This is a genomic window from Hyphomicrobiales bacterium, assembly GCA_039989895.1.
Lineage (GTDB): Bacteria > Pseudomonadota > Alphaproteobacteria > Rhizobiales > JACESI01 > JACESI01.
In genome coordinates, this window is the sequence record JBDXGY010000004.1 from 115,577 (window position 1) to 136,152 (window position 20,576).

The window sequence follows — 20,576 nt, forward strand, 5'->3', positions numbered from 1 at the left end:
ATGAATCAGCAACAGCTTGGGCTGTTTTTAGGCCTCATCGGTGTTGTCATTTTCAGTGGCACTGTGCCCGCGACACGATTGGCGGTGAGCGAACTTGACCCATGGTTTGTCACTTTTGCCCGCGCCGCAATTGCCGGCAGTATCGCCGCAATGATTCTGCTTGCTACACGCCGCACATTGCCGAAAGCCTTTTGGAAATTCTCCACGCTTTCAAGTCTATGCCTCGTGATTGGATTTCCCGGCTTCCTCAGCCTTGCCTTATTGACAGTGCCAGCCAGTCATTCAGGTGTTGTGCTTGGTCTTCTGCCGATAACAACTGCCATTTTTTCTGTCTTATTTGCCGATGAACGCCCCTCAATCAGCTTTTGGATATGGTCAACATTGGGCGCATTGCTCATTATCGTCTTTACACTGCGTGATGGCGCCCCCGGCTTTGAAATTGGCGACCTTTGGCTCGTCGCTGCGACATTGTCAGCCTCTTTCGGCTATGTTTTTTCAGGGAAAATATCTCGTCAAAAACCTGGCTGGGAAGTGATTTGCTGGCAGCTAATTATCGCCGCTCCCTTTATTATCGCTGGCACTTTATGGTTTTGGGATGATGCTATTTTCACCGCACGCCCAAGCACACAACTCGGCTTCGCTTATGTTTCGCTTTTCTCCATGCTAATCGGGTTTTTTGCATGGAACGCAGGCCTTGCTCTTGGTGGCATTGCGCGTGTAGGGCAGTTACAATTGTTACAAACGTTTTTCACCCTTGCCATAGCCGCTGTTGTACTAGAGGAGACAATTTCATCGGAAACACTTTTCTTTGCCACAGCTATTGTCGTTGTTATCTGGTATGCGAGAAAAGCAAGAGTTAGCACATCAAGCTAAATCAATTTCACTTTTTACGCCCTTATTCTCATTTGGAGCACTTCGTAAATGTCATTCGATGCGGAAAATAACAACCAAATCACCACTTGGGATTTCTGGATAGATCGCGGTGGCACATTTACGGATATTGTGGGCCGCGCGCCAAATGGCAGCCTTCACCCTCACAAGCTGCTGTCAGAAAATCCCGAGGCTTACAAAGACGCCGCCGTTCAAGGTATTCGGGATATTCTAGGCGTGGCAAAGAACACGCCAATTCCCGCAGGCCTCATCGGCCATGTAAAAATGGGCACCACCGTTGCAACCAACGCACTGCTGGAACGCAAAGGCGACAACACCGCACTCGTCATCACCAAAGGCTTTGCCGATATGCTGAAAATCGGCTATCAGGCGCGGCCTGATATTTTCGCCAAAGAAATTATTCTTCCCGAACAACTTTACAATCGCGTGATCGAAGTCGATGAGCGCGTGCTCGCCGATGGCACCGTTGAGGCCGCTCCTGACGAGGCCCTCGTGCGTCGTGATTTGCAAGCAGTCTATGACGCGGGATATCGCTCTATCGCCATTGTCTGCATGCACGCATGGGCCTATCCCGCGCACGAAAAAATCATCGGCAAAATCGCACACAAAATCGGCTTTAGCCAAATCTCTATCAGCCATGAAATTTCACCTTTAATGAAGCTTATCGGGCGCGGCGACACCACCGTGGTTGATGCTTATCTCTCCCCTATTTTAAGACGCTATGTTGAACAGGTAACAACCGAACTCGGTATTGATAATACTAGCCACACAAAGCTCTCTTTCATGATGTCATCAGGCGGGCTAACAGCCGCTGATTTGTTTCAGGGAAAAGATGCAATCCTTTCCGGTCCTGCTGGTGGCGTAGTCGGTGCGGTCAAAACCTCAGCCCTCATGGGACATGAAAAAATAATCGGCTTTGACATGGGCGGCACCTCCACTGATGTTTCTCATTATGACGGCGAATTGGAGCGCACCTTTGAAACCGAGGTTGCTGGTGTGCGTATGCGTGCGCCCATGATGCGCATTCACACAGTGGCTGCAGGCGGCGGCTCCATTCTCCATTTTGATGGCGCCCGCTTTTCTGTTGGGCCTGATTCTGCTGGCGCAAATCCAGGCCCAAAATGCTACCGCCGTGGTGGGCCTCTCGCTGTCACTGATGCTAATGTCATGGTCGGCAAACTCGCGCCAGAAAACTTCCCCGCCGTTTTCGGAGTAAACCAAAATGAACCGCTTGATAAAGAAGCTGTCGCCAATGCTTTTAATGCCCTTACAGATAAGGTCGCAGATGGGCGCAGTGCCTTCGATGTAGCCGATGGTTTTTTAGCCATCGCGGTTGACAATATGGCCAATGCAATTAAGAAAATTTCAGTCGAACGCGGCTATGATGTAACCGACTATGCTCTCACTTGTTTTGGTGGCGCAGGCGGGCAACATGCCTGTTTGGTGGCCGATAGTCTGGGCATGGAAACCGTCCTCATTCACCCCTTTTCTGGTATATTGTCAGCCTATGGCATGGGCCTTGCCGATGTTCGTGTAAGCCGTCAACAATCTGTCGTAAAGCCACTTGAATCTGCACTTCATGAAATCACAAGCTTGCGCAAACAACTTGAATCTGAATCAAAACATGAGCTTCAAGAACAAGGGGTAAGCGATTCAGAAATAACAATAATTTCTACATGCCATCTACGCTTTGATGGCTCGGACACCACTCTTCTTATTCCACTATCACCATATGAATCAATGTGCGAAGCTTTTCACAAAGCACATCAAAAACAGTTCGGCTTTACCATCAAAGACAAGCCAATTGTCATGGAAGCCCTTGATGTTGAGGCTCTGGGCGGCGGCGGGGAAATAAATGAACCTGAGGCAACACTGAGCATGGATGCACCGCCTTGCAAGCTCACAAAATTTTTCTCAAACGGCGCATGGCATGAGGCGAATATTTTCCATCGTGAAAATCTCAAGCCGGGCCAACTTCTCGCTGGCCCTGCCCTCTTGATAGAGCCCCATCAAACCATTGTTATAGAAGCAGGCTGGCAGGCAAAATTAACCGCCCGCGATCATATCATCATGACCCGCACTGTAGCCAAAAGCCGCACCCATGCCATTGGTACAAAGGCAGATCCAGTGATGCTTGAAGTGTTCAATAATCTTTTCATGTCGATTGCTGAACAGATGGGCGTCACCCTTCAAAATACAGCCTATTCCGTCAACATAAAAGAGCGACTTGATTTCTCCTGTGCTGTCTTTAATCGAGACGGTGCACTGGTTGCCAATGCCCCTCATATGCCGGTACATCTGGGGTCAATGGATCGCTCGGTTGAAGCCATCATCGACCTAAATAAAACCTGCATGAAACCCGGCGATGTCTTTGCCATCAATGCCCCATATAACGGCGGCACGCATCTACCAGATATCACTGTAGTAACGCCAGTCTTTGATGAGGGCGAAAATGAAATTCAATTTTATGTTGCTTCCCGTGGTCACCATGCCGATATCGGCGGCCTAGCTCCTGGCTCCTTCACACCGCGTGCCACAGACATCAATGAAGAAGGTGTTTTGCTTGATAACCTGCATGTGGTCGAGGACCATGTTTTTCAAGAACAGCGCCTGCGTGATGCACTGCTTAATCACCCCTATCCAGCACGCAATGTCGAACAAAATATCGCCGATTTGAAAGCACAAATTGCAGCCAATAAAAAAGGCGTCGCAGAGCTACAAAAAACGATCAATCATTTCTCCCTGCCCGTGGTCGAAGCCTATATGGATCATGTGCAGGATAACGCCGAAGAAAGCGTGCGCCGCTTCATTGATGCGCTCGCTGACAGCACCTTCGATTACCCCACGGATCAAGGCACTATCATCAAGGTCAAAATCACGGTTGATCGCAAGAAGCGCGAAGCAACGGTTGATTTCACCGGCACATCAAAAATGCAGAAAAACAATTTCAATGCGCCAGAACCAGTGACTCGAGCTGCCGTGCTTTATGTCTTTCGTGTCATGTGTGAATCGGACATCCCGATGAATGCCGGTTGCTTGAAACCAATCAATATCATCATCCCTGAAGGGAGCATGTTAAAGCCGCAATATCCAGCGGCCGTGGTTGCGGGCAATACCGAGACAAGCCAACATGTGACCAATTGCCTGTTTGGCGCGCTAGGCACCATGGCCGCCTCACAAGGCAGCATGAATAATTTGAGCTACGGCAATGCGACCTATCAAAACTATGAAACCATCTGTTCTGGCGCACCAGCTGGAAAATATAATGATGGCCGCGGCTATAAGGGCTGTGATGCCGTCCACACTCATATGACCAACACCCGCCTCACTGATCCAGAAATACTGGAACATCGCTTTCCCCTTGTGTTGGAAGAATTTTCAATCCGCAAGGGGTCAGGCGGCAAGGGCGCCTTTAATGGCGGTGACGGTATAAAACGGGTCTTGCGCTTTCTTCAAAGCATGGAATGCTCGATTGTATCCTCACATCGCAAAATCCCACCCCACGGGCTTGAAGGTGGCGGGGTAGGTGAATGTGGTTCCACGACGATAAGACGAAAAGACGGCGTGATTGAAGAGTTTCAGGGCTGCGATCAATCACAAGTTGAAGCAGGTGACGCGGTTATTTTATGTACACCAACAGGCGGTGCATTTGGTATATCGTAATTCTCCAGCACTCGTGATATAATTATTCTGAACCATTCAGCTTCTATTCACAGGTACACCATAATACTTGGTGAACAGAATTCAGAGCGTTTCTACGCACATATAAGAAGGAGCCAGTTGTGTTAAAAAAAATCGCAACAAATGTTGCGGCATTAGCTATTTTGATGACCAGTCAGGTCGCGCTTGCAGGTCCATTAGGCGGCAATGCCAACCTCAAATCTATTGGTAATCACGATAACAGTACTATCGTGCGCATTCATTCCAAGCGCTGTAAATTTTACCACCCTGATGGGCACAAATATAAAGATCACTGCCCGCATGGCGTAAAAAAGGGCAGTCGTAAAAAACGCGCCCTTATTGGTGGTGGAGTGGGAGCGGCCGTTGGCGCCACTATTGGTGGAATAGCCGGAGGTGGCAGAGGCGCCGCCATTGGAGCAGGCGCAGGCGCGGCAGCCGGTGCCGCTGGTGGCGCTGCATCACTTAAGCGTTGCTGGTACTACAGTGGTGGGCGAAAAGTGAAAGTGAAATGCCGCCAAAATTAAATTCTACTTCACGAACAAAAAACCGCCGTCCCATAGGGAGCGGCGGTTTTTGATTATTACAAAATATCTTATGGCTTACTTTGAGCCACGAACCCGATCAGGGATCTCACTGCGTGAAACACCCATATCACGTAGCTCACGAGATGACATACCGTTGAGCTGAGAAATTGAGCGATTGTTTTCACGCCAACGTCGTAGTTCTTTGAAAAAAAGCATGAGTTTCTACCTTCCAATAGACAGGCGGAGCTTTGAATTAAAACGTCGCCAGTTCAATATGATTATTTATTAGTGCCGCGCTGAAGTTTTTTGCCATCACGCATATAACCAATGTCACTCAAAAGTGCGTCTGGTAATTTATTCAAAGCTTTTTGAGTCTTACGCTTGCTATTCCATTGACGGATGTTTCCAAAAATATCCATTGTCTATACTCCAAAAAGAGGTCAGAAAAGCCTGACCTTAGGTTGTGATGATGAGATAATATCAAAACCTATTTCATACCAGAGCTATTAGCGTATAGCTGCTATGCAAAACGCGCAGCTACTGTTAATCATATGTTCATATATCAGAATAGAAACCATTGGAAAACAAGGACGAAATCACTCTTGCCTCCCTTAGTACATCCTTTCGCCAATAAACATATTTGCCTCACTGGCGGCACTGATGGCATAGGCCTTGAGTTGGCAAAGATACTGGCAAAAGCTGGAGCCAAAATTCTTGTTATAGGTCGCCGTGCAAAGGCAACAGCTACCTTTCCTGAAGGCTGTTACTATCATCAAGCGGATCTTTCCAAAGCAGAAAGCCCTGCTCAGATTGCCGCACACATACGCGCGATTGGCTGGGAAAGCCTAGATCATCTAATACATAATGCAGGCATGGGCTACGTGGGAGATATAGATGCACAAAAGCCCGATAATATTGAATCCATGATTGAAGCCAACTTGAAAAGCCCGCTTGCTCTTTCACAGCTGTTATTCCCCTTACTTGAACGGTCAAAAGGAAGTGTTTGCTTTGTTGGCTCAACAGTTAAAGGCCGTGCAACACCACAATTCGCAGTCTATACAGCAACCAAAACAGGTATGGCTGACCTAGCCCGCAATCTTGCCACTGAATGGAGTGGACGTGTTAGCGTACAAGAAGTCCACCCTGGCCCCACGCGCACTCATTTCCATGCTAAAGCTGGGTTTGATAACCCGCCCATGATCTCTTTGTTTATGACACCCCAAGAAGTGGCCAAAGGCATTTATGCCTCATTAAAAAGCGGCAAACGCACCCGTAACTACCCCATGTCATCGCTTCTCTTTCACGCCATAAAGAGAAAGTTTGAGGGGCAATCAGCATGAGTGTCTTAATCACAGGGGCAGCAAGCGGTCTGGGCGCGGCGCTAACAAACATAGCAATCAAGCGCGGACACAGCGTCACAGGCATCGACCATGATTGGACCTCGCTAGAAAAAACACACCCCGAAAACCTTCTCCAAATCGATGCTGATCTCAGCGACCTGAAGACTTTGGTAGGACTAAGTGCTACGATCAGCGCACAGGCACCCTATAAGGCGGCCTTCCATAATGCTGCAGTGAGTGCGAGCGGGCGCTTTGAAGATATTCCAGCCAAAGCCCATCAACGCCTCATCGACATCAATGTCACTGCGCCTTTATTAATGACCCAACAGCTGCTGCAACAAGGAGCGTTAGAGCGGGGAAGTACCTTTATCTTTATCGCATCCCTTTCTGTACAAGTGGGTTACCCCGGTGCGGCCTCCTATGCCGCATCAAAAGCAACGATCGCAAATTACGCACAAAGCTTACGCAAAGCCTTACGCCGTGAAGGTATTAATGTTTTGGTTGTTTATCCCGGCCCCATGCAAACAGCGCAGGCCGAACGCCACGCCCCCATAGGAGCCAAGAGCGAAACCCGTATGGATGCAAAAGAGGCTGCCGACTTAATATGGGAAGCGGTTGATAAAGGTAAAAAAGAACTGATTCCCGGCGCAACAAACCGTCTTTTCGCCATAGCAGGTAAACTCATGCCAAGCGCACTCAATAGCGCAATGAGAAAAATTATCTATGAAAAATTGGATGGTTCGGTCTACTAAAATAAAACCACATAACAAGAACAAAACTCATGAAACAAATTGATCACCAAGCATTCATCCATACCGCTCTTGAACTTGCTCTAAAAGCAGGCGAACGAATTATGAAAATCTATCAAACGGATTTCGAGATAGAGACCAAAGGTGATCAATCCCCTGTTACAAAAGCAGACATTGAGGCTGAGGCGATTATCCTCAAAGGATTACGCGCAGCCTTTCCTAAGCTTCCCATTGTTGCCGAAGAAGAAGCTGCAGCCGGCAATATACCTGATATTGGCGATCATTTCGTGCTTGTGGACCCTCTCGATGGCACGCGGGAGTTCACCAGCCGCAACGGAGCCTTTACGGTCAATATAGCGCTGATCAGCGCAGGCATACCTGTTATAGGCGTTGTCCATGCACCCGCTCTAAAGCGGACTTTTGGGGGTGTTGTGGCAGACAAAGCCTTTGAGCTTATTGAGGGCACCTCGACACCAATAGGTGTACGCAAAGCTGATCCTGATAACATCGTGGCTGTTGCCAGCCGTTCTCACCGCAATGAAAAAACCGACACATTTCTTACCAACTCCAATGTAAAAGACACTGTATCAATCGGTTCATCCTTAAAGTTCTGCCTTTTGGCAGCAGGCGAAGCTGATATTTATCCCCGCTTTGGCCGGACAATGGAATGGGACACAGCCGCAGGTCATGCTATCCTATCAGCGGCTGGTGGCAGCGTCATCAATGAAGATGGGACACCTTTTGTATACGGAAAACGCAATCAGTCTCATGATGCAGATTTTGCAAACCCATCTTTTATAGCCCGTGGCAATTTTATCGAACGAGAAATATGATTACACATTAGCCGAAAACATCATATAACCTGACAAGTTTTCGATTAAATTAAGAGATATAATCATGAAGACATCGCAATCAGCTGATATAGCGCCAAAGTTCTGTACCGGATCAACCATGCGTCATGTGCTGATTATGACATCCACAGCGTCAGTCGGTTTAATGTCGGTCTTTTTAGTCGATTTTTTAAATCTCTTCTACATCTCCATGCTTGGCATGAAACAACTCGCCGCCGCCGTTGGTTACGCGGGTACCATCTTGTTTTTCCTAACCTCCATCGCCATCGGCATCATGATTGCGACAACAGCAATCGTTTCACGCGCTATCGGTCGGGGAGACCGCGCCAAAGCACGGCTTTTGGCTGGCTCATCGGTCATCATTATGTTCACATCCATGGCGCTCATTTCAGCGATGTTTTTTCCCTTTATCGAAAGCGCGATCGCGCTAGTAGGGGCAGAGGGCGAAACACTTCAAATTGCCAAAGGGTTTCTGCAAATCGTCGTACCATCCGTTCCAATTCTTGGCATTAGTCTTGTTCTGGCCGGCATTCTTCGCGCTGCCGGTGACGCCAAACGCGCCATGTATGCCACCTTAGGGACTGGTGTTTTTACAGCATTTCTCGACCCACTGTTGATTTTTGGCTTTGATTTGGGCGTCACAGGTGCGGCCATTTCTACCGCACTTTCACGGCTTGGCAGCATCGGAATAGCACTTTATAGCGTGATCAAAATCCACGATATGCTTGCCTTTCCGCCACTGCGCATAATCATCAAAGACGTCCATCCTTGTATGATCATCGCAGTCCCAGCCATTTTAGCTAATATCTCGACACCAGTTGCCAATGCCTATGTCACATCTTCAATTGCCCAATTCGGCGACGGTGCTGTTTCCGGCTGGGCCTTTATCGGCCGCCTGATCCCGCTTGCCTTCGGGTTGATTTTTGCCTTATCGGGTGCAATTGGCCCGATCATTGGTCAAAACTATGGCGCCGTCCAATATGATCGTGTCCGTCAAACTGTGATCGATTCCCTTGTGGTGACCGTCGCCTATACGGCTATCATTTGGCTGTTTTTATTCATCACCAAAGGCTACATCATCACAGCATTTCACCTTGACCCCGAAGCAACAGAACTGGTGATCTTCTTCATAAATATAGTGATCGTGACGTTCTTGTTTAATGGCGCATTATTTGTTGCGAATGCCACCTTCAACAATCTTGGTTATGCAACCTATTCCACGGTCTTAAATTGGGGCAAAGCAACCATAGGCACTATTCCTTTTGTCTGGGCAGGCGCTCACTATTACGGTGCGAAAGGCGCAATATTGGGTCAAGGCATTGGCTATGTAGTATTTGGCGTAGCAGGTGTCTTTCTCTGCTACCGCGTCATCAACGCAATAGCTGCTTCACAGGACCAAGTACAAAAAGAACTCGACCCATCAATAGTCGTGCCGAATATACCAGAATTTTCCTCTGGCAAATGCGCCGGAATTTGCGTGCATAGTGAGGTACAAGACATGAAGCCAAAGTTCGCCTAAACAACAACCCTCACCCGATAGCCGACACGCGGGAAGTGAACAGCGGTCGCGCCACAGGCATCATTTTTCATGTAAAGTGCAACCACATCACGCCCAACCGCATGAAGTCGCCCTGTAATCGGCGTCTCCCCACTCTCGGTCAACGGTTCAATTGTCACATTCATTCCCACTGTTAAGCCCTGTGGGTCGCGCGCATCGCCAAAGGAAGGTGCTTGCGGCTCTGCCGATTTTGCTATGGCTAACGCCTCAGTGCAGCTCATCGACTTTTGCTCGCCATATCCAACTGCGCTCATACGATCTGCCCACTGATTAAGCGCTTCAAATTCTTCAAAAAACGCAGCTGCATCGCCGTACCGTTCTCGCAAAAACCAGACGATATACCACACCAAAAGATCTGGCATGGCTGGTTGATCACCTAAAATAAAGCGATCACCCGATTGAAACCGCGCATCCACCCAACCCATCATGGCGCGAAGTTGCGACAATGTGTGTGGCATGTCAGCGGCCTCTTTCGCCATATCGTTGTTAGCGCCAAGATAAAGCCGCGCTCGATCTGCTACAAATTCTGCTGGCAAATCACCGGCAACTGGCGCGAGTACCGCTTTGAATGCATGTGTGAATAGTTCATCATCGCTCCAACGCGACAACGCGTAAGGCATGCCCCCAATACCAATTGGAAACAATGTCGGCTCTGGCTCACGCGCCTCTAGCTCACCTATAATGCACTGCGTATCGCAATAAATATCCGCCCCGATTTGCAAAACGGGAATACGTCGGTATCCACCGCTCATCGCAAAAAGTTCAGGACGCGGCGGCAATCGGTTTTCCTCAACCCCATGCCATTTCAGCCCTTTGATACCAAAAGCCTTACGTATTTTTTCGGCAACAGGAGATGGTGGATAATGATGGAAGATATAATCGGGCATAACTTCAAAACCTCAAGTCAGGTCCAATATGAGAACCACATTGGGTGGGCCTGATCAATAAAAAACGGCGATTTATTCAACCGCCGTTTAATGATCTTAAAATTGATAAAGAGCTTTAGCTCTCGCGAATATCAACAAAATGCCCCGCAACCGCCGCTGCTGCCGCCATCGCTGGTGACACAAGGTGCGTGCGCCCTTTGAAACCCTGACGGCCTTCAAAGTTACGGTTTGAGGTGGAAGCGCAGCGCTCTTCAGGTTTCAGCTTATCAGGATTCATGGCCAAACACATGGAACACCCTGGCTCACGCCATTCAAAACCAGCTTCAACAAAAACCTTATCCAGACCTTCAGCCTCAGCCTGCGCCTTCACAAGTCCTGACCCTGGCACAACCATGGCCTCCACACGGTCAGCAACTTTTTTGCCTTCCACTATGCTAGCCGCTGCCCGAAGGTCTTCTATACGGCCATTCGTACATGAACCAATAAACACACGGTCAAGCTCAATGTCTGTCATTTTAGTGCCAGCTTTAAGGCCCATATAATCAAGAGCGCGCTGTTTTGAGATACGCTTTGTTTCTTCATCAATATCATCAGGATTAGGCACAACACCAGTGATAGAAACAACATCTTCAGGCGATGACCCCCAAGAGACGATCGGCGGCAAATTAGCGGCGTCCAAGGTCACCACCTTGTCAAAATGCGCACCCTCGTCAGTTTTCAAACTTTTCCAGTATTCAAGCGCCATATCCCAGGATTTTCCGGTTGGTGCTTTCGGGCGGCCATTTACATAATCAAAAGTTTTTTGATCTGGCGCAATCAGGCCCGCGCGCGCGCCGCCTTCAATAGACATATTACAAATCGTCATACGGCCTTCCATAGAAAGCGCCTCAATGGCCTCACCGCAATATTCAATCACATAGCCAGTACCGCCAGCAGTACCAATCTCACCGATAATGGCCAAGATAATGTCTTTGGCCGTCACGCTTTCAGGCAATGTGCCCGTCACTTCGACCTTCATGTTTTTGGCTTTTTTCTGGATCAATGTCTGAGTGGCTAGCACGTGCTCCACCTCTGACGTGCCTATACCATGCGCCAGAGCCCCAAAAGCACCGTGGGTCGAAGTATGGCTGTCACCACAAACAATCGTCATGCCTGGCAAGGTGAACCCTTGTTCAGGCCCGATAATGTGAACCACGCCTTGGCGAGTATCATGCTCGGAATAATATTCGACGTTAAAATCAGCCGCATTCTTGGCCAATGCCTCAATCTGAATGGTAGACTGAGGGTCAGGATTTGGCAAAGAGCGGTCTGTTGTTGGTACGTTATGATCGACCACGGCCAAAGTTTTTTCCGGTGCATGGACTGTGCGCCCTGTCAATCGCAGGCCTTCAAAAGCCTGCGGGCTGGTCACTTCATGCACGAGATGACGGTCAATATAAAGAAGACCTGTGCCATCTTCAGCCTGATGCACCAAGTGGTCATCCCAAATTTTATCATAGAGTGTTCTAGCTGCCATCGTGTGACCTTTGTTCCTTCGCTTTCAATCCGCGTAAAGATATCGCGCTTTACCAGCATTTATATGAATGGATATATTTGATGTCCTTATCCTTCACCATAGTGGCCAAGGTCAAGACAGTGAAGAATAAAAAGCACGCCATAGACCAGTTTATCATTCTGTTTGTCTGTATCACGGCTTTAAGCCTTTCCGCTGAAAGACCAATTGTAATTTATAAAAACATACCCATAGCGATCACACCTTTTTACAAAATATCTCGAATATGTGATTGAAAACACTCTATAAATCGCGAAAAAACCGCATTTCAAACCAGAACCAGCCTCAATCAAATACCAAATATAGCTCATCGACGCTGCTTTAGTTGGAACCAACCTCCCATAATTTCCGGTTCCTTACACGTTTTAGGCAGCAATAAGGAGTTGATGATGAAACAAATTTTAAAATCTGCCCTATTAGCAAGTGCGGCAAGTACACTATTGGCAACAGCCACACTGGCAGCCGACCTGCCAGAAGAAACCGTTGCCCCTATTCTAGAAACAGCCCCAATTCAAGCTTCAGAATACGACTGGAGCGGTTCCTATGTGGGTATCAACCTTGGCTTTGGTCTTGATAGTGATTTCGACAACAATTTTGGTGCCGACTCTGATGCAGACACAGCCTTTATTGGCGGTGGTGTTATTGGGTACAATCACCAAATCAACAGATTTGTATTAGGTATTGAAGGTGACCTGAATTACACGGACCTTGATGCCAATGATGTTGGATTCAGTTCTGAATTGGATTTCCTAGGGACAGTTACAGCCCGTGCAGGTTTCACTCCAATTGATCGTGTTCTAACATATGTCGAAGGCGGCTATGCGTTCGGCCAAGTAGACACAACAACACCTTTTGGTTCGGATGAAAATATACAAAGCGGCTTTGTTGTCGGTGCTGGCGCAGAATATGCCCTAACGGACAGTATTCTCACAGGTCTCGAATATAATTACATCGATCTCAACGATCAAGATTTTGCCGCTGGTGCAGAAACTGATTTCAGTGGCCATGCAGTGAAATTCAACTTGAAATATAAATTCTAAAACTTACAAAAACCCTCCCACGAAAAAACCGCTGTATTTTCATACAGCGGTTTTTTAATTACATATAAGTGGATTAGGCTGTTTAACCTATTCCTCTGCGGTTGGCGCATCTGCCTCAGGTGCTTCTGCAGCAGCAGCTTCAGCCGCTTTAGCTTCTTCGGCTGCGGCTTTAGCAGCCACTTTTTCAGCTTCCTTGGCTGCTTTGGCATCAAGAGCAACTTGGCGTTCACCATCTTGAATACGGCGTGTACGCACATCAGTTGCTTCTGCAATCCGTGCAGATTTACCGCGACGGTCACGCAGATAATAAAGCTTTGAGCGACGAACCTTACCACGACGAATAACCTCAAGGCTTTCGATCATTGGTGAGAAAAGGGGAAACACACGCTCCACACCTTCACCATAAGAAATCTTGCGAACTGTGAAGCTTCCGCTAAAGCCACTACCACCCTGACGAGCAATACAAACGCCTTCATAACCCTGAATACGTTCGCGAGTTCCTTCAATCACGCGTACATTCACGCGCACTGTATCACCAGCTTTGAAATCAGGGAGAGTGCGTTTTGTGTCGATCGCTTCCATCTGCTCTTTTTCGAGCTGCTCAAGAATATTCATCTTATTTTGCCTTTTTAATTTAATGAACCACCAGAGCGCCTTATCCCATTTTGGGCCGAGCCTGTTGCATCTCGGGGCGAATTCGTCATTCGTATAGTGATGAAATTTTGCGCTTACATACGCGAGAGTCTATCAAATGTCGACAGATTTTTTCATTCCATCTCTCTCCTATATTGAAATAAAAAGATATCCGGTTCAATGACCGCTGTGATTGCTGTGCTCATCGGCGCTTTTAGCGGCCAGACTATTGACTTTAAAAGGGACTAAAACATCTCCAGCTTTCTCAAAATTCAATGAAACTGTCACTTTTTCACCTTTCACCAATGGTCGCTGTAAACCCATAAACATTAGGTGCTGCGCTCCCGGCTTCAAAACAATTTCTCCACCTGCGGGAATTACGATTCCACCGTCAAGTGGGCGCATACGCATTACATCATCCACAAGCGTCATTTCATGCAAGTGAACATGATTTGCAAAATCAGACGATCCAGTAATCAGACGATCAGCTTCATCGCCCGTATTCTTAATAGTGATGTAACCGCCACCAACTTTGGCCGTTTTCACGGTCGCGCGTGTCCATGCAGTCGAAATCTCTAAATGTTTGGCTTTCACAACATGACTGCCATGCTCACCATGGCTGCCATGCTCGCCCCCATGTTTAGGCTTATGCTGACTGTCAAGCACTGGTTTCTCTACATGTATTTTGCTTTCGCCAAAACTGATCGCAGGAAACGACACTGACAAGGCAAGAGAGGTCAATAAAATCGGAATATATGTTTTTTTCAAAGTCATGATGAACCTTAAGTACTAGAGTTTTCAAAATGTGGAATGGTCTACGCAACGCCCACAAAACTATTGCATGCAGGTTTCAAAGGGTAGATTTTAAGAATAAAGGCGTTTAAGCGATCGGCGGGCCACGAGCATGCGAGGCCAAGTCATTTTCTTGAGGCGTGATATTGTCATGGCCTAAAAAAGCAAGCTTTGTGAGATAAGCAATATCCCCATGCCCGCCTGAACGTCCAAGCATACCTTTGCAAGAGCTACAGCATCCATCGCACATAAGATGCGACCCGCCGTCATCCTCACCCGTGAATGTCAGGCAAATGACCGGTATAGTGCCATCTGGCAGCATATAGGCTGCCTTCTCCGCTTCACTTAATCCACCCGACAACGGAGATGCGGTCGCCATGCCCGCTGTAATAAATAACTTAGCCAGCACAAAAAGCACGAGTACCGAACGTCTAGCAGCAAGGGTCAAGCGAAAATTCATAACCTAATTTAGCGACAATTACGCATTACAGCAATCTAAAATTCAATCAAAAACCGACCATCCAGCTTCAGAAGCAAAATGCTCAAGCGCGGCAGACCCTGCATAAGAGGTGCCCGCTTTATTCAATCCCGGTGACCAAGCGGCAAGCGCGCCTCTGCCCGGTGCAACCACCAATATACCGCCGCCAACGCCACTTTTACCCGGCAGACCAACCCGAAAAGCAAAATCACCTGAATTATCATAATGCCCACATGTCAGCATCACTGAATTTATCCGGCGGCATCTTTCTTCGGAAACAACGCGTTCACCACTCGCTGGGTCAACCCCGCCATTCGCCAAAAACAACCCTGCACGCGCCAATTGTCTACATGACATCGCCAAAGCACATTGCTGGAAATAAACCGAAAGAGTGACATCAACCGGTTGCGTCAAGTTACCAAATGCTGACATGAAATAAGCAAGACTTCGGTTGCGCTCGCCCGTTTCTTGTTCAGACGATGCCACACGCTCATCAATCAACAAATCATCACTTTGCGCGCGCGCGCGCATAAATGCCAAAAGACGCGCCACAGTGCCGTCAACACTAGCTGTACCAATCAAACGATCACTCACCGCAATCGCCCCAGCATTGATAAGCGGGTTACGCGGTATTCCGCACTCACTCTCAAGCTGGATGATGGAATTAAAAGCCGAACCCGAAGGCTCTCGACCAACACAATCCCACAAACCATCGCCAATTTGCTCAAGTGCCATGGAAAGGGTAAATACCTTTGAAATCGACTGAATAGAAAATGCCTCATCAGCATCACCAGCCGTGTGAGACGAGCCATCAACCAGCGCAACAGCAAGTCCCAATTTATCGGGATTAACCTCAGCCAGCGCCGGAATATAATTAGCGACCTTGCCTTTGCCACATAAGGATCGCGCACTAACAACCGCTTGTTCAACAAGTGCTTTCATCGCATTATCAATCATTAGAACTCCCCCAGATCATATTCCAGTAAATACGACCTAAAATTATCGAGCCAATGGAATTATTCCATTTGTCTCTTTTCAAAAATATTCTGATCTGAATACAATATATTCTAAATAATAGCTCTTGCCTTTACCAAGCGAGCAGCCTGCCCTTTTAAATCAATAAGCATTGATTTGGCATATTCATCATCAATCTGGGGATAGGCTTCCGCTGCATTTTCAGCCAAACGTTCAAGCTGTCCAAGGCGGCGACAACGGAATTGTGCCAAGCTTGAAAAAGCCTCCTCACCCATCCCAAGCCCTTTACACAAGATACTGATAGGCTCCACTTCCTTCTTGCCAAACAGATCTTTGACCGTTTCTTTTGGCAATTCCCCAGCTTTGGCGAGCAGTTCAATGATATCAACGAATCTACTCTTCCCACAAAACATCATGGTCATAACATCAAGTGGATTTTCTTTCTCCACATTAGCTTCTTCAGTCTCTTCAATCATCAAGCCCATGCTACCATCATCGCCAAGACTATCGTCATATTCATAAAAAATAGCAGTGGTTTCATTTTTGTTCATCACACGAATGACATTTGCTTCATTCATGCGCATGATTTCCTGAACAACCTCCGGCGGTAAATCTTCTCGCTCAACCAGCAATAAACGATGCTCCACCGTTGTATTCTTGATTATATGAAGCATATCGTCGCTTGTCAGACTGAACTCTGGCTGTATGAACAACCTCGCAATCGGCACATCATCGCAAGCGAAATAAAGATAAAGCTCGCTTGGAAGGCCTTCAATTTCGCGAATTTCACCGGCAATAGATGCACGTATATTATAAGCAGCCGTCCCCAACAAAAAACTTGTTATTTTGAGGAATTTTTGCTCGTCAAAATTCTCTAAGGCTCCATGACTGCTGCGCTGTTGACACAGACCAACAATGAGAGAATGTAAGTTATCATTCTCCATACTGCTAATTGTATCATCAAATATTTGAGCAAGGGACATTAAATGCCTCTCCCACTATGCGCGTTTCATAGTTATCCTACCAATACCGCCATATGATTAATCTTTAATTGCCATATGATTGTTTTTGAATTCGATGAAATATTTACAAAAATAATAGGCTGATGAATCTCAAAGCGCCCACATCTAATTAAAGTCAAAATAATGAGACACCGAGTCTCAATATTTTTGCATGTATAAAATATTTATATTTAAAACAATACAATATTTTCAAATTTATTTACAGTGTAATTAACAATACCCAAGATTTAATGCAGTGCAGCATCTTTTTTATTAGACAGGGTGCTACTTTTATATAACACTAATTTCAGTGAGAAGGCCCCTATGAGGAGTAGAGGTCTTTTTGAAATTCGAAAAAGGTCTTTCGAATAACATTGAGGAGGCACTTATGACACGTTCAATTGGTACCTTAATAACCTTTGCAGCATTCACATTTGTGGCAGCTGTTGTTCTTGGCGTTATGTAAAAAGACTTAATCTGGCGAGTACAGGCCAAAAAGAATTAGAAAAGCCGAGGTATTAGCCTCGGCTTTTTGCATTCTTCATCAAAAATTTCGCTATTCACAACTAAGCAAGAACCAATTGAAACGGTTCTGTCCTCATATGGGGATAATATAAAAGTAATTAATATGAGATATTATATTTCAAGACACGGAGAAATTTAAAGACAAATAAATTTATATTGGAGATGTCATGAAAGGCGTCGTATTTACATTATTATTAGATATGGTCGAAGATTCATTCGGGCCACAGACAACAGAGAATATAATATCCGCCTCCGATTTGCCATCCGGCGGCGCCTATACGACGGTTGGGACATATGACCATTCCGAGATCGTTTCTCTGGTTACAAACTTAAGCAAAGAAACTGATATAGCCGTGCCCGACCTGATCCGCGTCTTCGGCAAGCACCTGTTGGGGCAATTTTATGAATTATATCCTGATTTTTTCACTGATATTGACGATGTTCTGGTCTTTCTAGAGCAGGTTGACAGCTACATTCATTGCGAAGTGCTCAAACTTTATCCCGACGCTAAACTTCCCAAAATTGAGACCAGACGATTATCCGATGAAGAACTGGAACTCGTCTACAAATCAGATCGTATGATGGGAGATCTCGCTGAAGGTCTCATCGCTGGTGCAATCGAACACTTTGGTGGCAACCACACATTCACCCGTCAAGATGTGGAACAAGGAGGACCAGAACAATGCGTGCACTTCAAAATAAAAGCATAAGTAAAACTGGCGGCTTAACACCAGAAATTCTGGAAGCCAGACTTTCCCGCGAGAAACTGGCTCGAATGCAGGCAGAAACATTACTGGAAGAGAAAAGCCGTGAGCTTTATACAACCAATACAGTCTTGCAAAAGGTGGCTGACGCAGTTGAAAGCCAACGCGTTCAACTCGACACCATTTTGGATCACACCTTAACTGGTATTGTTCTGGTAAATAGCGAACTGTGTGTAACTCGCGCTAACAAAAAAGCGATCACACTTTTTGATCTTGGTGAGGACTATTTCGCTGAGTTGACTGTGCAGGAACTGTTCGAAGACTTTACCACCGCTAGAGACATTTATGATGAGCGAATGCAAGTCGGAAAAAATCATGAGGATACATTGCATGAAGCTGTCGGTCACCGTGTTGATGGCTCAACCTTCCCGCTCGAATTTGGCTTAACATGCATGGAAATTGAAGGGCGGCAGCACTCCGTCTGGATATTCAGAGATATCTCTAAGCGCAAACGCGAAGAAGCAAAACGCATAGCTCTTGAGCATGAGTTAAGTCAGGCTCAAAAGATGGAGTCTCTTGGTACACTAGCAAGTGGTGTTGCCCATGAAATCAACACACCAATTCAATATATCGGCGACAATCTGCGCTTCATGAAAGACACCATCACCGACTTAACAGACCTCATCGATATATTTATGAGCGAGAGTGCTAAGCTTGGCGATAATGAAGACGTCAAAAAACTGATTGAAACAGTCAAAAATAAATCAGAAGAAATCGAGCTTGATTTTCTATACGAAGAAGCCCCCCTATCAATTGACCAATCATTGGATGGCATCAGCCAAGTGGCCAGCATCGTCAATGCGATTAAGGAATTCTCGCATCCTGGCGAAGATGACAAAACCGAATTTGATCTTAATCAATTGATTGAAACCGCGCTGACCGTCACCAGAAATCAGTGGAAATATGTTGCTGATGTAGAAACCGATCTGAGTGCAGATCTCCCCTCAATTGCAGGCCTTCCAAGTGATATCAATCAGGTCATATTAAACCTGATTGTTAATGCCGCTGATGCAATAGAAGAAGGTGAAAACGAAGAAAAAGGAACGATATCTATCGCCACCAAATTAGTTGATCGCCACGTTGTAATGAGCATCAATGATAATGGTAGCGGCATACCTGATGATGTCAAAAAGCAGATATTTGATCCCTTTTTCACAACCAAAGGAGTGGGAAAAGGATCAGGTCAAGGTCTTGCGATTGCCTATACGATCATCAAGCAGAAACACGATGGAACGATTGAATGCGACAGCAAGCCCGGGGTTGGAACAACCTTCACAATTTCCCTACCCCTTGAAAGCGCAGACAGTGAGGGAGAAAGCGCATGAAGCCCGTCATAGTTTTCGTTGATGATGAACCCAACATCTTACAAGGCATCAGGCGCTACACGCGATCACAGCGCGGGTCGTGGGATATGCACTTTCTCGAAAGTGGTCGTGCAGCCATGGAGCTGGTCACTCAAACACCGGTCGATGTGATTGTCTCTGATATGCGAATGCCAGAAATTACGGGGGCTGATTTGCTTGAACATATCTCCCATGAGGCACCCGGCATCATCAGGCTTATTTTATCAGGCGAAGCTGAAGAAGCGCAAACTCATCGCACAATCGGGCGCAGCCATAGGTTTATCGCAAAGCCCTGTGATCCGACAATATTGATCAATGAGATCAACGCCATTTTATCGCTCCGCCAACAGCTTGGATACAAAACCGCGACCGAGTGTGTTTCTATCTTTGATGAACTTAAAAGTCCGGCTTCAGTTTTTGTGAAATTACAAGATGTATTGAAAAAAGACGACCTATCGCTGGAAGACATTACACAAGTGATTGAAGATGATCCAAGCTTGGCCGCGCGGGTTTTACAATTAGTCAATTCAGCCTATTTCGGCAGGCCACTTTCTACTGTGAGTGTAAAACGAGCAATAAAAACCATTGGCGCTCCTTCATTGCGCAGACTGCTAGAGCTAGAAAGATTAGGCAATGCAGGACCACAGCGTGCCGATAAAGACGAGGCTCTTGTACAATACCTAAAAGCCACCGAACTTGGAAAACATGTATCCAAAAAATTACACCAAACAGGCTGCGATGAACTGACATGCGACTTTGCCTATGCAACCGGCTTATTCGCGATGCTGGGGGCAATTGGAATCAAGACTGAAGAAAACATGAGCAAGGCAACGGTTCGTGCCGCCTATATTGCTCGTCTGTTTGGTTTGCCTGAGCAACTCATTGAATCATTGCTGCACTTGCCAGAATTTTCATCCCATGATCCGCTCGATGATTTAGCAGAGCACATAAAGGGCGCTGTCATGACGGCAGAGACAAAGGCGGCTTAAACG

21 protein-coding genes are annotated in these 20,576 nt (G+C 46.8%); 12 read left to right on the forward strand and 9 right to left on the reverse strand.

The features are described from left to right. The 3 genes from ABJ081_03890 to ABJ081_03900 all read left to right on the forward strand — a co-directional run bounded on the left by ABJ081_03890 (nucleotide 1) and on the right by ABJ081_03900 (nucleotide 5,096). The gene (locus ABJ081_03890) at nucleotides 1–873 is read left to right on the forward strand and encodes a DMT family transporter (GenBank protein MEP6355802.1); all 873 of its coding nucleotides are present in this window, start codon (nucleotides 1–3) and stop codon (nucleotides 871–873) included. 48 nt (nucleotides 874–921) lie between these two features. Further along, nucleotides 922–4,554, forward strand: coding sequence for a hydantoinase B/oxoprolinase family protein (locus ABJ081_03895; GenBank protein MEP6355803.1), 3,633 nt, complete (start codon nucleotides 922–924; stop codon nucleotides 4,552–4,554). A gap of 119 nt (nucleotides 4,555–4,673) precedes the next feature. After that, nucleotides 4,674–5,096, forward strand: coding sequence for a hypothetical protein (locus tag ABJ081_03900; protein ID MEP6355804.1), 423 nt, complete (start codon nucleotides 4,674–4,676; stop codon nucleotides 5,094–5,096). A gap of 75 nt (nucleotides 5,097–5,171) precedes the next feature. Here ABJ081_03900 and ABJ081_03905 read toward each other — a convergent pair whose 3' ends face one another. Beyond that, nucleotides 5,172–5,312 (reverse strand): DUF1127 domain-containing protein, encoded by a 141-nt coding sequence (locus tag ABJ081_03905; GenBank protein ID MEP6355805.1) that lies wholly within the window; start codon nucleotides 5,310–5,312, stop codon nucleotides 5,172–5,174. A gap of 62 nt (nucleotides 5,313–5,374) precedes the next feature. Then, the gene (locus tag ABJ081_03910) at nucleotides 5,375–5,515 is read right to left on the reverse strand and encodes a DUF1127 domain-containing protein (protein MEP6355806.1); all 141 of its coding nucleotides are present in this window, start codon (nucleotides 5,513–5,515) and stop codon (nucleotides 5,375–5,377) included. A gap of 183 nt (nucleotides 5,516–5,698) precedes the next feature. Here ABJ081_03910 and ABJ081_03915 point away from each other — a divergent pair, with 183 nt between their 5' ends. The 4 genes from ABJ081_03915 (at nucleotide 5,699) to ABJ081_03930 (ending at nucleotide 9,555) form a co-directional block, all read left to right on the forward strand. Next, nucleotides 5,699–6,436, forward strand: coding sequence for an SDR family NAD(P)-dependent oxidoreductase (locus ABJ081_03915; protein MEP6355807.1), 738 nt, complete (start codon nucleotides 5,699–5,701; stop codon nucleotides 6,434–6,436). Next, on the forward strand, nucleotides 6,433–7,188 hold the full coding sequence (locus tag ABJ081_03920; GenBank protein ID MEP6355808.1) for an SDR family NAD(P)-dependent oxidoreductase: 756 nt from the start codon (nucleotides 6,433–6,435) through the stop codon (nucleotides 7,186–7,188). Before ABJ081_03915 ends, ABJ081_03920 begins: the two co-directional genes overlap by 4 nt. A 29-nt stretch (nucleotides 7,189–7,217) precedes the next feature. After that, nucleotides 7,218–8,018, forward strand: a complete 801-nt coding sequence (gene cysQ, locus ABJ081_03925) for a 3'(2'),5'-bisphosphate nucleotidase CysQ (protein ID MEP6355809.1) — start codon at nucleotides 7,218–7,220, stop codon at nucleotides 8,016–8,018. Nucleotides 8,019–8,082: 64 nt separating this feature from the next. Further along, nucleotides 8,083–9,555 carry an MATE family efflux transporter gene (locus tag ABJ081_03930; GenBank protein ID MEP6355810.1) on the forward strand — a complete coding sequence of 491 codons (1,473 nt, stop codon included), beginning with the start codon at nucleotides 8,083–8,085 and terminating at the stop codon, nucleotides 9,553–9,555. Here ABJ081_03930 and ABJ081_03935 read toward each other — a convergent pair. Together ABJ081_03935 and leuC are read right to left on the reverse strand one after the other, a co-directional pair. Next, a complete protein-coding gene (locus ABJ081_03935) occupies nucleotides 9,552–10,481 on the reverse strand; it encodes a glutathione S-transferase family protein (protein MEP6355811.1) in 930 nt (309 codons plus the stop codon). The genes ABJ081_03930 and ABJ081_03935 overlap by 4 nt on opposite strands. Nucleotides 10,482–10,596: 115 nt before the next feature. After that, entirely contained in the window at nucleotides 10,597–11,997 is a 1,401-nt protein-coding gene (gene leuC / locus ABJ081_03940) for a 3-isopropylmalate dehydratase large subunit (GenBank protein MEP6355812.1), read from the reverse strand. Between the two features lie 425 nt (nucleotides 11,998–12,422). On the opposite strand from leuC, the gene ABJ081_03945 reads away from it, so the two are divergent. After that, nucleotides 12,423–13,073, forward strand: a complete 651-nt coding sequence (locus ABJ081_03945) for an outer membrane protein (GenBank protein MEP6355813.1) — start codon at nucleotides 12,423–12,425, stop codon at nucleotides 13,071–13,073. Between the two features lie 87 nt (nucleotides 13,074–13,160). On the opposite strand, the gene rplS is transcribed toward ABJ081_03945, so the two are convergent. The 5 genes from rplS to ABJ081_03970 all read right to left on the reverse strand — a co-directional run bounded on the left by rplS (nucleotide 13,161) and on the right by ABJ081_03970 (nucleotide 16,934). Continuing rightward, entirely contained in the window at nucleotides 13,161–13,688 is a 528-nt protein-coding gene (gene rplS / locus ABJ081_03950; protein ID MEP6355814.1) for a 50S ribosomal protein L19, read from the reverse strand. Between the two features lie 195 nt (nucleotides 13,689–13,883). After that, nucleotides 13,884–14,480: a copper chaperone PCu(A)C gene (locus ABJ081_03955; protein MEP6355815.1), complete on the reverse strand. Its 597-nt coding sequence runs from the start codon at nucleotides 14,478–14,480 to the stop codon at nucleotides 13,884–13,886. Between the two features lie 106 nt (nucleotides 14,481–14,586). Further along, complete coding sequence (locus tag ABJ081_03960; protein ID MEP6355816.1) at nucleotides 14,587–14,946, reverse strand: hypothetical protein; 360 nt, start codon at nucleotides 14,944–14,946, stop codon at nucleotides 14,587–14,589. Nucleotides 14,947–15,000: 54 nt separating this feature from the next. Next, nucleotides 15,001–15,918 carry a glutaminase gene (locus ABJ081_03965; protein ID MEP6355817.1) on the reverse strand — a complete coding sequence of 306 codons (918 nt, stop codon included), beginning with the start codon at nucleotides 15,916–15,918 and terminating at the stop codon, nucleotides 15,001–15,003. Nucleotides 15,919–16,043: 125 nt separating this feature from the next. Beyond that, a complete protein-coding gene (locus tag ABJ081_03970) occupies nucleotides 16,044–16,934 on the reverse strand; it encodes a hypothetical protein (GenBank protein MEP6355818.1) in 891 nt (296 codons plus the stop codon). A gap of 361 nt (nucleotides 16,935–17,295) precedes the next feature. On the opposite strand from ABJ081_03970, the gene ABJ081_03975 reads away from it, so the two are divergent. The 4 genes from ABJ081_03975 to ABJ081_03990 all read left to right on the forward strand — a co-directional run bounded on the left by ABJ081_03975 (nucleotide 17,296) and on the right by ABJ081_03990 (nucleotide 20,573). After that, nucleotides 17,296–17,418: a hypothetical protein gene (locus ABJ081_03975; protein ID MEP6355819.1), complete on the forward strand. Its 123-nt coding sequence runs from the start codon at nucleotides 17,296–17,298 to the stop codon at nucleotides 17,416–17,418. Between the two features lie 226 nt (nucleotides 17,419–17,644). Next, nucleotides 17,645–18,187, forward strand: coding sequence for a heme NO-binding domain-containing protein (locus tag ABJ081_03980; GenBank protein MEP6355820.1), 543 nt, complete (start codon nucleotides 17,645–17,647; stop codon nucleotides 18,185–18,187). After that, nucleotides 18,160–19,566 (forward strand): ATP-binding protein, encoded by a 1,407-nt coding sequence (locus tag ABJ081_03985; GenBank protein MEP6355821.1) that lies wholly within the window; start codon nucleotides 18,160–18,162, stop codon nucleotides 19,564–19,566. Before ABJ081_03980 ends, ABJ081_03985 begins: the two co-directional genes overlap by 28 nt. After that, complete coding sequence (locus tag ABJ081_03990) at nucleotides 19,563–20,573, forward strand: response regulator (protein MEP6355822.1); 1,011 nt, start codon at nucleotides 19,563–19,565, stop codon at nucleotides 20,571–20,573. Before ABJ081_03985 ends, ABJ081_03990 begins: the two co-directional genes overlap by 4 nt. Nucleotides 20,574–20,576 lie beyond the last annotated feature (3 nt).

Bases quoted from the DNA above. Each gene is read 5' to 3' on its own strand.
- ABJ081_03935 (MEP6355811.1), bottom strand. From the start codon at position 10,481: ATGCCCGATTATATCTTCCATCATTATCCACCATCTCCTGTTGCCGAA.
- ABJ081_03945 (MEP6355813.1), top strand. From the start codon at position 12,423: ATGAAACAAATTTTAAAATCTGCCCTATTAGCAAGTGCGGCAAGTACA.
- leuC (MEP6355812.1), bottom strand. From the start codon at position 11,997: ATGGCAGCTAGAACACTCTATGATAAAATTTGGGATGACCACTTGGTG.
- ABJ081_03890 (MEP6355802.1), top strand. From the start codon at position 1: ATGAATCAGCAACAGCTTGGGCTGTTTTTAGGCCTCATCGGTGTTGTC.
- rplS (MEP6355814.1), bottom strand. From the start codon at position 13,688: ATGAATATTCTTGAGCAGCTCGAAAAAGAGCAGATGGAAGCGATCGAC.
- ABJ081_03965 (MEP6355817.1), bottom strand. From the start codon at position 15,918: ATGAAAGCACTTGTTGAACAAGCGGTTGTTAGTGCGCGATCCTTATGT.
- ABJ081_03990 (MEP6355822.1), top strand. From the start codon at position 19,563: ATGAAGCCCGTCATAGTTTTCGTTGATGATGAACCCAACATCTTACAA.
- ABJ081_03955 (MEP6355815.1), bottom strand. From the start codon at position 14,480: ATGACTTTGAAAAAAACATATATTCCGATTTTATTGACCTCTCTTGCC.
- ABJ081_03970 (MEP6355818.1), bottom strand. From the start codon at position 16,934: ATGTCCCTTGCTCAAATATTTGATGATACAATTAGCAGTATGGAGAAT.
- ABJ081_03910 (MEP6355806.1), bottom strand. From the start codon at position 5,515: ATGGATATTTTTGGAAACATCCGTCAATGGAATAGCAAGCGTAAGACT.
- ABJ081_03905 (MEP6355805.1), bottom strand. From the start codon at position 5,312: ATGCTTTTTTTCAAAGAACTACGACGTTGGCGTGAAAACAATCGCTCA.
- ABJ081_03895 (MEP6355803.1), top strand. From the start codon at position 922: ATGTCATTCGATGCGGAAAATAACAACCAAATCACCACTTGGGATTTC.
- ABJ081_03930 (MEP6355810.1), top strand. From the start codon at position 8,083: ATGAAGACATCGCAATCAGCTGATATAGCGCCAAAGTTCTGTACCGGA.
- ABJ081_03920 (MEP6355808.1), top strand. From the start codon at position 6,433: ATGAGTGTCTTAATCACAGGGGCAGCAAGCGGTCTGGGCGCGGCGCTA.
- ABJ081_03980 (MEP6355820.1), top strand. From the start codon at position 17,645: ATGAAAGGCGTCGTATTTACATTATTATTAGATATGGTCGAAGATTCA.
- ABJ081_03985 (MEP6355821.1), top strand. From the start codon at position 18,160: ATGCGTGCACTTCAAAATAAAAGCATAAGTAAAACTGGCGGCTTAACA.
- cysQ (MEP6355809.1), top strand. From the start codon at position 7,218: ATGAAACAAATTGATCACCAAGCATTCATCCATACCGCTCTTGAACTT.